Here is a 12,958-nt window from a genome sequence, read left to right on the forward strand (position 1 = left end):
CCTTCTCGCCCATCCTCATTCAAGTGAAACCTTGCCATCGCCGATCACGACATAGGGTGCCCAATAGGCGGGGTGCCGCACCGCAGGATCGCTCGATCGTATCGATCTTACTTGCTGCTCGCGCAGCGCTTCCGCCAGCCCGGTTCCCGCTTCCGCCTTGCGCAGGGCCGGTGCAAGCAGGTCGGTGGTCGTCGTTTCCAGTACCTTCCAGTGCGATGCGACGACATTGTCGACGCCTGCGGAATTGAAAGCAGTCACCAGCCCCGAAAAGGCGTCCGCGCCGATTGCGCCGCTGGCTCCTGCCGTGTCGCAGGCAGCCAGCACGACCGTGCGGGTGGCGCCGAGATCGAGTTGCCGCACGATGCTGGCGGAAAGCTGTCCATTATTGGCGCCATCGGGCGCAAGCACCAGATAGGGATCGATCTCAACTCCGTCCTCGCTGGTGACGCCATGCGTGCCGAAAACCAGCAGCCGCCGGTTTGCAGTCTTGGCCAGAAAGGCCTTTGTCGTCGCCTGTTCGCGCCCCAGCAGCAGGTCGCTGTGCGCCGGGAAACCCTCTGCGACCGACCGCAGGAACTGCGGCATGCCATAGAGCTTCGCGGTCGGCGCGCTCTGAAAGCTAGCCAGATTGGGCCGGCCGCGGTCGAGTTCGTCATTTTCGAGCAGCGCCCCGCCTATGCCCAGCATGGCGCCGCCCGGCTGCCGCGTGCGCGCTGCGCGCAAATGCTCGAGCTGCTCCATTGAGATGGCCACCGAAAGCGCCCGACTCTCCGCGAGAAAGCCATTGCCATCATGCAATAGCGCCGGCGGCAGCCGCGATGCATTGCCGAACGCGGCATAGATCAGGTTCCGCTTTCCCGCCGTACAGGCGCTGACTTGGCCGAAGCTGGCGTGATAAAGCAGCTGCGCATCGGACAACGGAAATGCCGCACTGACATTCTCACGATAGCTATCCATCGACGCGCGAATCCTGGCAACCGCCGCATCGACCTGATCCTCAGAGATGTCGTTGAATTCGAAACAGGTCCGGTCTCGCGCATATGAGATTGCGTAGCTGTGTTTGCCCGATGGATAAAAAACGACGACCGCCTCGTCGTCACGCAATTGCTGGCGCATCCGTTCGAGCGACACCGGCGGCACGGCGAGAAAAGCCTTGAGGCCGGGCGCCTGCCTTTCGATCCGGTCGTAAGTAACCTCGCGAGCCGGGCCGAACAACTGGGTGGTGGCGATAATGGCCGCGGAGAGCTTCTCCGCATCGGGCCTGCTCGTCGTTCGTGTCGGCATCGCCAGCGCAAACTGACGAAGCGCTGTGGCATATTGCAGCATCTGGTTGATGGGACCGCGATATAGTTTCGCGTTCGCCGCCGGTATCGCTCCGCTATCGAGCTGCGCCTTCGCGTCGATATATGGGGTGATGCTCGGTGTGCCGAACTGCAGTAATGGCACGACGGCACCGGCAAGACGTGCCCGGTCGGTTGGCCGGACGCGTTCTACCGCGGCGACCCGGTCTAGTATTCCGCCGACGGCCTGACGCTTTTCGGCATTCCATCGCCAGTCGTGCGGCGTAGGGCGATTGCCTTCGAGGGCATTTGGGAAATCGAAAAGCGCCTTATGCGTGATTACGTCGCGAATCCCTTGACCAACGCGCGCCGGATCGAAATTCTTGAAGCTCGCGACAGCGATGACAAAGTGCGTATTCAGCGCATTGATTCTGCGGTCGCTACGCAGAAACCACAGCATCCGGCTATGCGTGGCGAGGTCGGGCGTCAGCACTGTGCGTGATGGCTGTGGTCCCATCTGCGCCACGTCGCGCTCGAATAGCTTATAGCTGTCGGGCGTACCGGGCTTGTTGGCCAGGGTAAGTAGCCATTCGTTCTGAGCGACGCCCAGCAATGCTCGTAACAGACTGGCGATGGCCGGATCCTTCGAATCGACCGCGCCCTGTTCACGCATTTCCAGCCATAGCACGCCCATCCGCTTGGCCCATGGGCCGGGGTCAGCGGTTTCCGGATCAGGCAGGCTGGCAAGCGCCGAGTGCATGAAGATCCGCGCGTTGAGTTCGGCTAATGCCTGCGGGACTGTCGTGCGGAACCGCTCGCGGATGGGCAGCAGTTCGTTGGCAGGCTGCAATGGATCAGCGCGCCAGGCCGGATCGCGATGGATGCGGTAAGCGATCACCGCATAAAGGAGGTCGAGTTGGTCGTCGATCCAGCCGAGGTTGCGGTCGACGCGCTCACCGGCCAGCGCGACAAAAGCCTCCTGTCCGGTGCGCTGCGAGACGGCGGCGTCCTGCACGACCAGCGCCAGCGCGCGGTTAGTGATCGGGCTTTTCTTCAAGAACGCCAGCAATTCGTCGCGCTCGCCCGGCTGCGCGAACTTGCTCGCCAGATAGCGGCGCGCCATCATGCAGGCCTTGGCATAGGTTTGAAACTCGCCGCCCGGAAAATCATCGGCCAGTTCGATTGCTCGCGTCCATGCCGCTCGCTCCACAGCCTCGCTGCCGCCAAATTCGGCAAGTGCGGTCAGGGCGATGGCACCATCAATCCGCTTCTGTTCGAGCGCCCCAGGCGCGGGATGCGGCGCAATCCGGGCTGGCTCAGAGAGATATGGCTTAGCCGATGACAGGCAGAGTGCCGGGCCAAATCGCTCGAGGTATAGCGAGGTCTCGACAGCTTCGGCGCTGCTTTTTGCTCCCAATAACGCACAACACGTCAAAGCACAAAAGGCAATGAATTTGTTCACTTTCTCGTCTCCAGAATATTCTTTGCCTGAATTTCTTATAGGCAAGAAAATCGTCTACCGAGGGGTCGTCTAGCTAGGGGAAGCTCCGCTCGTTTCAGCGTCAGGATGAACCGATCATGCGCCGGGCACAGCCGACAGGATTACGATAGAAATGTTGCTGAAGCGGGCTGCTGATGCAAGCGTCATGCAGCGCGCGCCGGACGGCCCATCCGTGATCATGCACGCACGCTCCTTGAAGGGACGCTTTCGGACCAACTGCCTTTTCTCGCGGCAGACTACACCGCCGATTGCCTGACGATAGGCGACAATTTTGCCTTTGCCGATGAGGCTGTCGCCGAAGCGAGAGCGATTGTTGCAGACGACAGCAGGCCGCCAACGCACTGCGAAACAGAAACCGCGATTGCAGCGCTCAGCTAGGCTGGAATTTGTCGAAGCCGCCTAGGCACCAAATTCAGAGCCTCAGAAACGAAAATATGCCGGTCATTCGCATTGCGCCACCGAACTTCATATGGCGCCATCGGCGGCCCCGGGCTCCCGGAGTGGGGCCGGATCAATCGAACTTATCCTAATGCCCGCGGCGGACGAGCTCGGCCACCGCGGGGGTCAGCTTTCGCATCGCTTCGGCTTTCTGCTCATAGGCATAGGCGTTCGGAACTTCGGCCCCGCCGCTCGTCGTCCCGCGGCCAGCGCGATACATTGCGGCCGCCTGCACCGCCCCTTCGATCTCGCCGTGGTCGGCGGCGCGCTTGAACATCTCTAGCGCTTGCGCGTCATTCTTGGTCACGCCGCGCCCGTCGCGCAGTGCATAGCCGACGGATAGCGACAGTTTCGCGCCTGATTTCGGTCGTTCAGCGTCCCGTTGACGGCAACCCGAAAGCGGTCGTGGCACCGACCGGCTGGCCTCGTTCCACACTCCCCACGTTCGGCGGACCCTGTACTCGCGGACTTGATCGGATCAGTCGAACTTGTCCTGATGACCGCGACGAACCACGTCCGCCATCGCGGGGGTCAGCTTTCGCATCGCCTCGGCTTTCTTTTCATAGGCATAAGCGTTCGGGACTTCAGCCCGGCCGCTTGTCGTTCCGCGCCCAGCACGATACATCGCGGCCGCTTGCACCGCCCCGTCTAGCTCGCCGTGGTCGGCGGCGCGCTTGAACATCTCGAGCGCTTGCGCGTCATTCTTGGTCACGCCGCGCCCGTCGCGCAGTGCATAGCCGGCCGATAGTTCGGCGGGACCATATCCCTTGAGCGCGGCCTTCGCGATATATTCGAAACCGCGCGCGTGATCCGCCGGGAGCTTGCGGCCCGATAGCAGCTCAAATCCGAGGTCGTTCGCTGCGAGCACGCTGCCGTTGGTCACCGCCCGGTCCATATAGAAGATATATTTGTCATAATCGCGCAGCACCGCGCCGCCGCCGTCATTCCGGCCCGTAAAGTAAAGCGACGCCAGCTTGCGGCTGGCAAGATTGTCGCCGCGCCCGGATAATTCGGTCAGTATCTCGATCGCCTTCGCGGTGTTTCGAGGCAGCAGATGGTCGCCCTCCAGCAGCTGCCAGCGGGGTTTTTGCGACTCGGTAATGCCGATCCCCGACCTCCAGTGATATTGGACGCCGGTCAGATATTGCGCGGCGAGCAGGTGCGCCGCCGCGTCGCCCGCACGCAGCCGGACGGGGGTGGCATAGCGGATGGCCTTTGCCAGGGCCTCTGTCTTTTCCGTGCGATAGGCGATGGAGAGTTCGCCCGACTCTTTGTCAAGAAGACCGGCAGCCTCGCGTTTCGTCCGATCAAATTTCAGCTCGCCCTGATCTTCGCAAAAACTGCAATAGTTGGGATCGAGGGCAATTCTGAGGAAGCCTGCCGCCGCCTCGCGATTGCCGAGCGCGGCGCCCTTTTCATAATAGGATATTGCTTCGCCGCGATCGCGCGAGCGCCGTTTCATTTTCCAGCTGTAGTCGGGCGATTCCGCAATTTCGCCGACCCGCGCGAACGCCAGCCCATTGTTCTGCGCCATCGCGAGTGCATAATATTTCAGCATTTGTTGCTGGGTTTTTTCGCGTGCCCAGGGCTCGCCGAGCAAATCGTCGCGAATCCTGTCGGCGAAGGCGACCTGCGCGGACGCATTGCCCGCATCGGCGCGCGCCTTGAGCGCCTGAATATCGGCATCGGCGAACCATTTTTTCACACGCGCCTCGGATGCTTCCAGCGCTTCCTTGGATTCGGCAGCTAGGCCATCCACCAGATCGTCGAGACCGCCGCTTTGGGCAAGGGCTGGCGCGGAGAGCGCCGCCACTGCGAGGATCAGGGTCAGGGACCGTGCGGGTGAAAGGCAAAACATCATCATGCTCCCGGTTGCAAAGGGGTGGTTGTTAGGGTGCAGGCTTGCTTGTGCCCAAGCCGGCAAGCTTCCTGATGCGCGGCTTCGGCCGCTCCGGCATCGCGGATTGGTTCCGGTCCCTTCGTCAGCATCTGGCCGAGGTTGAAACAGCCGCTTTGACTACCCAGCGCGCAGGCCTTGCGCAGCAGCGTCCCCGCCTTGCCGAAGTCGGCCGGGCCGTTCATGCTGTTCATCAGCATGACCCCCATATTGTCGCAGGCATTTGCAGCGTTGGCGGTGCAGGCCGCGTCGAGCAAGGTCGCTGCGCGCGCAATGTCCCGCGGTCCCGCTTCGCCCATCATCAGCATATAGCCATGGTTCGTGCAGCCATCGATGCTGCCCGCCGCGCAGGCCGCATCGAAAAGAGCGCGGGCGGCGGGCAGGTCGCGTGGTCCGCCTTCGCCGAACTTCAGCATCACGGCGTGATTGTTGCAGGAATCGACGATCTTCGCGTCACACGATTTGGCGAAAAGCGCGCGCGCCTCGACGACTTCTTCGTCGTTCGACGCCTCATTGTAGAATAGCTGGCCGAGGTTGTAACAGGCGTTCGCATAGCCCGCGCTGCACGCCCGGCGATAGTTGCGCTCCGCCGCCGGGCGATCGGCCGGCCCCCCGATCCCTTTTTCGAGCATCGCGGCGAGAAAGTTGCAGCCCTCGGCCGCCCCCTCCGCGCACGCCTTCGCTGCGAAGCGGCGCGCGGTGAGGTCGTCCTTGGGAAGTTTCTTGCCTTCGTAAAGGCGGATTGCCTGTTTGAGGCACGATTGCGCGTCGCGGTCGACGTTGCACGCGCGGGGCAGATCGGCCAGGCCGCTGCTCGGCGACTGGGCAGCCGACGGGACCAGCGTGAATAGGCCCGTTAGCGCTAGGGCGAGGGAAAGGCGGAGCAAGGTGGTCATCATTCGGGGCGCGGGACGGTCGCCCATGCTATGGCTTCGCGAAGCTCGCCGAGCGTGAACTTCTGGGGATCGGGATTCCGGCCCAGACCGAAGAACGGCGTCCATTTGCCGTCGCCGTCCTGCCACTTGATATGGACGGCGGTCGCATCGGTCTTGCCCGCGAGCACGGCGATCGACGCCTTTGGCAGTTCGAAGCGCGCGGAGCCCAGACCCTCCGTCCCGCTTCCCGACAATTTGGTAAGGGGAATGGTCGTGCCGTCGCTGAGGCTCAACGCGACGGCGGGAGCATTGCCGCCGAGCCGGGCCGTCCAGCCACCGTTGGGGGGGAATAACAGTTCGCCGCGGGGGCCGCCAAACGCGCCAATGCTTGCCAGGTAGAGGAAAGCGGTGGCGGTGGCGGTGGCGGTGTCGCCGCGCCCGACGAGGCGAAAGGCGTTGATTCCGTCGCGCGGAAACGACCCGTTAAAACCGCCGCGCCGCAGCCGCCACGGCCCCATTGCCTTTGCCACGACGACGGACTGATATTTGCCCGCCAGCGACGAGCCCGGGCCTTTTTCGGCGCCGCTGGCTCGGGCATTGTCCTCGGCCAGCCACAGGGCATCGAACCCCGCCTGCAACAATGACGAACTCTGCGCGCGCGCGCAGTCCGCGTCGAGCAGCCCGGCGAACATCTTTTTCAGTCCGTCGAACGTGGCGCGTTCGCCATTCGCGTGGTGCCGGGCGGCCATCGCCGCGACAATCGTCCAATCGGATCGCGGAAGTTTCTCGCCCATATTACCCGTCGAGCATTTGCCGGGATCGCTGGTCATCACTGTGGGCGCTGCCTGCAGCGCGTGCGCGATCAGCCGCGCGTTATCGATGCGGCGCCATTCGGTGTCGTGCGCGCGGTGCGCGAGGCATCCCTTTGCCCAGTCCTTCTTACCGGTCGGTGCGTGGTTCAACGACGCAAACACGTCGCTAGTCGTGGCACGCGAGAGGTCGGGCGTGAGCGCGTCGCGCAGCACGACCAGCCCCCTATATTCGCCCTGATCGAGCAGGTCGCACTGCTCATTGGCGCCCAGGGCATAGGTCGCGACGCCATAGAATTGCGCCATCGACCGCAGCTTTTCGTCATTGGATTGCGCCTGCGCGGCGGTGGCCGCTGCGAGGATAGCGGTCACGGATGGCGTGATAGACATGCGCCACAGGATTTTGCGAATTGCCATGGAACGAGCTGACCCGCCTTTCAAACCGGTGAAGTCGAGGTTGCCGTGCCCGCGCTGCAGGCGTTTCCGCTGCCAAGTCGGCAGGCTCTTTGGCGCAGCGCGTGGGCGTCTTGGTCCGGCTGCGCCGACGCGTCGCCGTCTCCGACGATCGTCGCCAGCGTTTCGCACGCTTCTGCCGAGCCAAGGTCACAGGCGTGGGCGACCAGTTCCACCGATCGGTTCCGATCGACGGGGCCGCCGATTCCCTTTTTGTGCATCACGGCGAAGGCGAAACAGGCCTGCGCAACCGCACCATCGCAGCCTGCGCGCATGAAACGGCGCGCGGCGCTATCGTCACGCGCGGCAATCGGACCCTTCGAGTAAAATAGCCCCAAGTTGGCGCAGGCGATGCCGATTTGCGCAGCACATGCTTGCTGGAGGATTGTCAGCGCGTTGGGCGACTTCAGGCGCTCTTCGTCCTTCAGAAGAAGCGCCAGCAAGGTCATGCAGCCGTCCGCGCGAGCGGCAATGCAATGCGCCGACGCGCGTTCGAGGGCGTCGCCTTCGTCCGCGCGTAAAGCAGCCACGGGCAGGCAACCTGGATAAGCTTTGCGGTTACAGGCTGTGGCAGCATAGCGCTGAATCGCGCCCATATCCGCGCCGCCCCGCTCCTCGGCGTGCAACAGGGCGGCCGCGTCGTAGCAGGCGGTGTCGTTCGGGGTGACGCGGCAATCTTCGCCCATCTGCATCAGTGCGATCGCGGCAATACCCTCTGCGCTCCCCACGCCGGGGAAGGCTTGTCCAAGCGCCACCCCCATTTTTGCGCACGCGAAATCGCTCCCCGCCAGGCACCCGGCTGCAAGATCGCGTGCGGCGGCCATCAGGGCTTCGCTGCCTTTCGCGTCGTCCAGCTTGGCAAGCCCTGCCATCGTGCAGGAGGGTGCCAGTTTCATGGCGCAGGCGCGGTCGAAACTCCCGATAGCCAGCGTCATCTCGCCCTGCCGTTCCGCGGTAAGGGCGGCCTGGTGCAGCGCGAACGCGTCGGCGGGCTCGTTCGCTGCCGCGGACGCCACCACGGTTGCCGGCGTGAACAGCGCCGCCGTCGCGACCAGCGCGGCTGCGAATGTTCTGGCCAAACGATGGCGCGCCGCGCTCGCTGTGGCTGTCATTTGCCGATCGCAAGAAATTGAACCTGCCCCTCGAATTCGCTCATCGTTTCGATGCGACCGACGGTCCTCCTCGCCCCCTCCGAGTCTTGGCCAAACCGGCTGACCGCTGAGCGGCGACGCTGCTTGGTGATCGGGTCGGATCTGGCGGCGGTGCGCCTAGCCCGATGGGTCAGGCGCACCGCCCGCTAACGACTGTGGGTCGCAGATCGCCGTCAGCGATTGCGAATAGAGCCCAAGCCTGCGCGTGGTTCATCCTTCATATGAAGGATGGAACGAAGTTTTTCGATTAATTCGGGGCAGTTGCACCGATCCGGGCCAGCAACCCGGCAAGGTCGGACTGTCGTGACGTACCCGTTTTCTCAAGCACACTGCGAATTTGGCTACGCACCGTGCTGATGGCGACACAGCCTGACGCCGCGATTGTTTCGGGCGTTTCGCCGCGGGCGATACCACTGGCGACGCGCGCTTCCGACGGCGTCAGGTCAAAAAGCGACTTCATCAGCGTTGCCGAAGGCACGCGATCCGAAGCGACCGGCACCATCATCAGCAAGGCATAGGAATCCCCGAAAACATCGTGGGCGCCGCGCTGAACCGGGATCAGATGCGCAACCTGCCGGGGCGTTCCCGCCGCGTCGCGTACCGGAAACGATCGCGCGCTGATGGCGGGTGCCGAGGTCAGCGATGCCAAGGCGTCGTCAAGGAGCGCATCTGCCTGCCTGTCTGCCAGTCGCAGGCGGCCGTGGGCACCCAATATCACAAGCGATGACACATCGGTGCCAAGCGGGCTCATCTCGACAACTTCCCCGCCGACGCGAAGGAGAAAGGCAGGCAGGTGCATCGCGGTCAACGCCTCGGCGGCGCCCTGCGCGCGCTTGTGCTGCATGCGCGCGCTCACCAGCGCGCTGCGCGCCAGATGCGGGCGGAGCAGGTTGAGCCGTGCCACGCTTTCGGCAGCCACGGGGCCTTCAGAAAAGGCGCGCTCGACGCTGAACACGATATTGTCGCCGGTCGGCACCTGGACCCCGGTTCCCGCCGACCATCCCAGCCCGCGCGGACGAAAGAAATCGCGATACACCGGATCGGCATCGATTTCCGCGTCGCTCCAGAAATCATGCTCGACGAAAAAGGAGGGTTCCTCGCGGCCCATCAGGCAAACGCGCCGGCTGCATTTGCCGAACCAACCTTCCTCGACATAGGCCGCAAAGACGTCGGCTACGCGCTCGGACGCGGTCCAGTTCAGCGCCTTCCGCGCCGAGAAGAGAAGCCCACCTGCCGATCCCGCGAGGACTGCCACCTCGTCGAGAACCGCCGGCCATGCCTCCGGCACCACCGAGCACTCGTAAATCCGATCGACTAGTCCGTCTTGCATTTTTGATCCCCGCGAGCAGATCGGGCATTCTCATCACCTTGGTCCAAATGGCAAGAGCAAGGAGCGGAGCCTGCAAGGCGCTTCTGTCCGACCTCGGTTGAGGATTCATCGTCCGGCCCCCCGTGTAGCGTTCGGCGGATATGCGCCTGATATTGGCCGCTCCGACCTCGATGGCCCGACTCCCGAAAGCGGCCATTCATTCAATTACACGTAGGTGCCAGGGGTTTTCGTGGCCCGAACAGGTCGCATCGCGTCCGAGCAAGTTCTTCAAAGCCGCCCTCTCGCTCAGACCGAGACCCTTCTGCAGAGAGCCGGCACACGCGGTGCGCTCTGCATGGAAAGCCTCGACAACTATCGACCCGGTTGGATATCGACCGCAGTCGGTCGGCTCCTGTTGAACCGCAGACGGAATGTGACCTCTTCGCCGATGCTGAGATCGTCAAAACTATCCACATCGGACATCGACCGATGCCCGAAAATATCGCTGATGTAGGCGGCGCTGCGAATGAAAGCGTAGCTTGGTTTCAGCGACGTAATGGTGCCCCGATAGCTTGGGAGCAAAGCAGTGAAAACATTGTCCGAGCGTGGTGTCATTTTCCGGAATTCGTCGGGCGCCCTCTCATCGATATCGGCGAATAGGTTCCGGCAGTCTTCGATGGCGCCTCGCAGGAACAGTAGCTGTGCAAGATCGAACCTCTGTTCAAACGCGCGGTCCCCCATTGTGAAGCTTCGACGCAAATGATCGGCCACCGTGTCAAAGTCGGGTTGTTCGAGCTTCATCAAATGATGCGCCATTGCCGAATGTAGCGGCTTATCGTCCGGGCTGCGCGCCAATGCTTCCCGAAGGATCTTGCTTGCGTCATCCCGCCGGCCGCGAGCCTCGTGCATCCGTGCAATGCGAATGGGCGTGCCCGATCCGCGAGCGCCCGACGAATGCGCCTGCTCGAGCGCTCTCAGCGCCTTGTCTTCCTGATCAATCTCGCTTCTGAACCGCGCTTCCACTTGGTCTATATCGGGATCGTCGGGGGCTCGCCGACCCGCTGGGATTGGCCCGCGGCAGTTTCGGAGACACATCATGGCAGCAATCGGCATCGTTAGCGGAACGATCGACAAGGGCTTCGTCGGCCAGATCCGCACCCTATCCATTCGCGCGGCGATCGAAATTCGCGCCAATCGGAGCAAGTCGGCCGACGTCCAGCCCGACTATCGCATCTGGTCCGACGACGTCGAAATCGGCGCCGGTTGGATCCGCTTCAGCGAAACTTCGGGCAAGCGCTACGTGTCGCTGAACTTCGCGGCTCCCGAATTCGGACCGCGCCGCATCTACGCGAACCTCGGCCGCGCAGCGGGACAGGACCGTGACGACGTCTTCGCGATCCTCTGGAACCCGGTCGACTGACCGGGCTCCAGCCCAATTACATCCATATCGCGACTATCGGGGTGCAACCCCGTCGCCACCTTGTTAGGGTGCGCTCCAATGCGTAGCGATCTCGATCATCTCCCTCCCCAGAAGCAGCGCGAACTCGAACGCGTCGTCCGGATCATCTTCGAGGAATTCGACGATGCGCTGGCGCTCGCGACGCAGGGCTGGAAGCGGAAGGGCCGTATTGCGAAGATCATCCTCTACGGCAGCTATGCGCGCGGCGGCTGGGTCGACGAGCCGCATACCGCGAAGGGCTATCAGTCGGACTATGACCTGCTGGTCATCGTCAACGACCAGCGCCTTACCGACCGCGTCGAATATTGGTCGAAGCTCGATGACCGGCTGATCCGTGAATATGGCGTGGCCAAGTCACTGCGTACGCCGGTGAACTTCATCGTTCACAGCCTCGACGAGGTGAACCGCGGACTCGCCGAAGGGCGCTATTTCTTCATCGATGTCGCGGGCGACGGGATCGCCCTCTACCAAGCCGACGACAGCGAGCTGGCCGAGCCGCAGCCGCGAACGCCGCATGCGGCGCTTGAGATGGCGCAGGAATATTTTGACGAGTGGTTTCCCAGTGCCGCCGAATTTTTCGAGACTGCGCAATTCGCATTGCAGCGTGGCTGGTCGAAGAAGGCGGCGTTCCTTTTTCACCAAGCGACCGAGAGCTACTACCACTGCGCGTTGCTGGTCTGCTCCTTCTACACTCCACACGTACACAACCTTGCCTTCCTGCGCACACAGGCCGAGCGGCTCGATGCGCGGCTCGTCGAGGCGTGGCCGCGCGAGGATCGCGGCGACCGGGCGATGTTCGAGAAGCTGAAGGAGGCCTATGTGAAGGCGCGCTATTCGAAACATTATCGTATCACCGCGGAAGAGCTTGGCTGGCTCGGCTCGCGCGTCGAGCTGCTCGCCTCGATCGTCGAGACCGTCTGCCGCGAACGGCTGGCGGCGCTTGCCGACACCGCGCGGAGCGCGGGGTGAGCGAGGCGGGCGAGGGCCGCGCTGGCGGGGGCGATCGCCGTATCGCGCTTCTGATCGATGCCGACAATGTCTCGCATGCCAAGATCGGCGCGATCGTCGCCGAGCTTTCCAAATATGGCACCGCCAATATCCGCCGCGCCTATGGCGACTGGACCGCGCCGGAATTGAAGGCCTGGAAGGATCGTCTCCACGAACATGCGGTGCGGCCGATCCAGCAGTTCACCTATTCGCCGCGCAAGAATGCGACCGATATTGCGCTCGTGATCGATGCGATGGAGCTCCTCTACACGCAGGACCTCGATGCCTTCGCACTCGTGTCGAGCGACGCCGACTTCACGCCTCTCGTCATGCAGCTGAAGGCGAACGGCCACGATGTCTTCGGCTTCGGCGAGCGCAAGACGCCGATGCCCTTCGTCTCGGCTTGCACGACCTTCCTCTATCTCGACAGCCTCGAGGACCTCGGGACCGCGCCGAAGCGGTCCGCAACGGCAAGGGCATCGGCGGATGCGGCCGGGAAGGGGAAGGTGCTGGCGCAGGATACGGCGCTGGTGAACCTCCTGCGCGGCGCGGTGGCCGCGGCGGCGCGTGAGGATGGGTGGGCGCTGATGGCGGCGGCCGGGTCCGCCGCCAAGCGGCAGGGGCCGGTCGAACCGCGCAACTATGGCGTCCGGAATTTCGCGGCGCTGTTCGAGGAGATCGGGCTCTTCGATATTCGCAAGCTGGCGAATGGCCAAAGCTTCGTGGCCGACAAGCGGAACAAAGAGCGGGCGGCCGAGCCTTCGACCGCTAGGCCGGAAGGTCCGGCGACGGCCTAACG

General features: G+C 63.3%; 11 protein-coding genes. 3 read left to right on the plus strand and 8 right to left on the minus strand.

Translation table 11 applies throughout. The features are described from left to right. Positions 1–15: 15 nt before the first annotated feature. The 8 genes from ATE71_RS07410 to ATE71_RS07445 all read right to left on the minus strand — a co-directional run bounded on the left by ATE71_RS07410 (position 16) and on the right by ATE71_RS07445 (position 10,736). Positions 16–2,742: a CHAT domain-containing protein gene (locus ATE71_RS07410; protein WP_152998673.1), complete on the minus strand. Its 2,727-nt coding sequence runs from the start codon at positions 2,740–2,742 to the stop codon at positions 16–18. A gap of 565 nt (positions 2,743–3,307) precedes the next feature. Next, positions 3,308–3,526 carry a hypothetical protein gene (locus ATE71_RS07415; RefSeq protein ID WP_058802801.1) on the minus strand — a complete coding sequence of 73 codons (219 nt, stop codon included), beginning with the start codon at positions 3,524–3,526 and terminating at the stop codon, positions 3,308–3,310. 171 nt (positions 3,527–3,697) lie between these two features. Then, positions 3,698–5,083 carry a tetratricopeptide repeat protein gene (locus ATE71_RS07420; RefSeq protein WP_058802802.1) on the minus strand — a complete coding sequence of 462 codons (1,386 nt, stop codon included), beginning with the start codon at positions 5,081–5,083 and terminating at the stop codon, positions 3,698–3,700. Continuing rightward, entirely contained in the window at positions 5,080–6,015 is a 936-nt protein-coding gene (locus ATE71_RS07425; protein ID WP_235587945.1) for a tetratricopeptide repeat protein, read from the minus strand. The genes ATE71_RS07420 and ATE71_RS07425 overlap by 4 nt, the downstream gene beginning before the upstream one ends. Next, complete coding sequence (locus ATE71_RS07430; RefSeq protein WP_058802804.1) at positions 6,012–7,217, minus strand: hypothetical protein; 1,206 nt, start codon at positions 7,215–7,217, stop codon at positions 6,012–6,014. The genes ATE71_RS07425 and ATE71_RS07430 overlap by 4 nt, the downstream gene beginning before the upstream one ends. A gap of 20 nt (positions 7,218–7,237) precedes the next feature. Further along, positions 7,238–8,365, minus strand: coding sequence for a tetratricopeptide repeat protein (locus ATE71_RS07435; RefSeq protein ID WP_058802805.1), 1,128 nt, complete (start codon positions 8,363–8,365; stop codon positions 7,238–7,240). A 286-nt stretch (positions 8,366–8,651) separates the two neighbouring features. Next, positions 8,652–9,734, minus strand: coding sequence for a helix-turn-helix transcriptional regulator (locus tag ATE71_RS07440; RefSeq protein WP_152998675.1), 1,083 nt, complete (start codon positions 9,732–9,734; stop codon positions 8,652–8,654). A 351-nt stretch (positions 9,735–10,085) separates the two neighbouring features. Further along, positions 10,086–10,736, minus strand: coding sequence for a tetratricopeptide repeat protein (locus ATE71_RS07445; RefSeq protein WP_160328022.1), 651 nt, complete (start codon positions 10,734–10,736; stop codon positions 10,086–10,088). 73 nt (positions 10,737–10,809) lie between these two features. Between ATE71_RS07445 and ATE71_RS07450 the strand changes: the two genes are divergently transcribed. The 3 genes from ATE71_RS07450 (at position 10,810) to ATE71_RS07460 (ending at position 12,956) form a co-directional block, all read left to right on the plus strand. After that, positions 10,810–11,133 carry a DUF736 domain-containing protein gene (locus ATE71_RS07450; protein WP_058802808.1) on the plus strand — a complete coding sequence of 108 codons (324 nt, stop codon included), beginning with the start codon at positions 10,810–10,812 and terminating at the stop codon, positions 11,131–11,133. Positions 11,134–11,211: 78 nt separating this feature from the next. Continuing rightward, entirely contained in the window at positions 11,212–12,141 is a 930-nt protein-coding gene (locus tag ATE71_RS07455) for a nucleotidyltransferase and HEPN domain-containing protein (RefSeq protein ID WP_058802810.1), read from the plus strand. Further along, the gene (locus ATE71_RS07460) at positions 12,138–12,956 is read left to right on the plus strand and encodes an NYN domain-containing protein (RefSeq protein ID WP_063132293.1); all 819 of its coding nucleotides are present in this window, start codon (positions 12,138–12,140) and stop codon (positions 12,954–12,956) included. Before ATE71_RS07455 ends, ATE71_RS07460 begins: the two co-directional genes overlap by 4 nt. Positions 12,957–12,958 lie beyond the last annotated feature (2 nt).

The organism is Sphingopyxis sp. H115, assembly GCF_001468465.1.
Taxonomy (GTDB): domain Bacteria; phylum Pseudomonadota; class Alphaproteobacteria; order Sphingomonadales; family Sphingomonadaceae; genus Sphingopyxis.

Bases quoted from the DNA above. Each gene is read 5' to 3' on its own strand.
- ATE71_RS07440 (WP_152998675.1), bottom strand. From the start codon at position 9,734: ATGCAAGACGGACTAGTCGATCGGATTTACGAGTGCTCGGTGGTGCCG.
- ATE71_RS07455 (WP_058802810.1), top strand. From the start codon at position 11,212: ATGCGTAGCGATCTCGATCATCTCCCTCCCCAGAAGCAGCGCGAACTC.
- ATE71_RS07430 (WP_058802804.1), bottom strand. From the start codon at position 7,217: ATGGCAATTCGCAAAATCCTGTGGCGCATGTCTATCACGCCATCCGTG.
- ATE71_RS07450 (WP_058802808.1), top strand. From the start codon at position 10,810: ATGGCAGCAATCGGCATCGTTAGCGGAACGATCGACAAGGGCTTCGTC.
- ATE71_RS07435 (WP_058802805.1), bottom strand. From the start codon at position 8,365: ATGACAGCCACAGCGAGCGCGGCGCGCCATCGTTTGGCCAGAACATTC.
- ATE71_RS07420 (WP_058802802.1), bottom strand. From the start codon at position 5,083: ATGATGATGTTTTGCCTTTCACCCGCACGGTCCCTGACCCTGATCCTC.
- ATE71_RS07425 (WP_235587945.1), bottom strand. From the start codon at position 6,015: ATGATGACCACCTTGCTCCGCCTTTCCCTCGCCCTAGCGCTAACGGGC.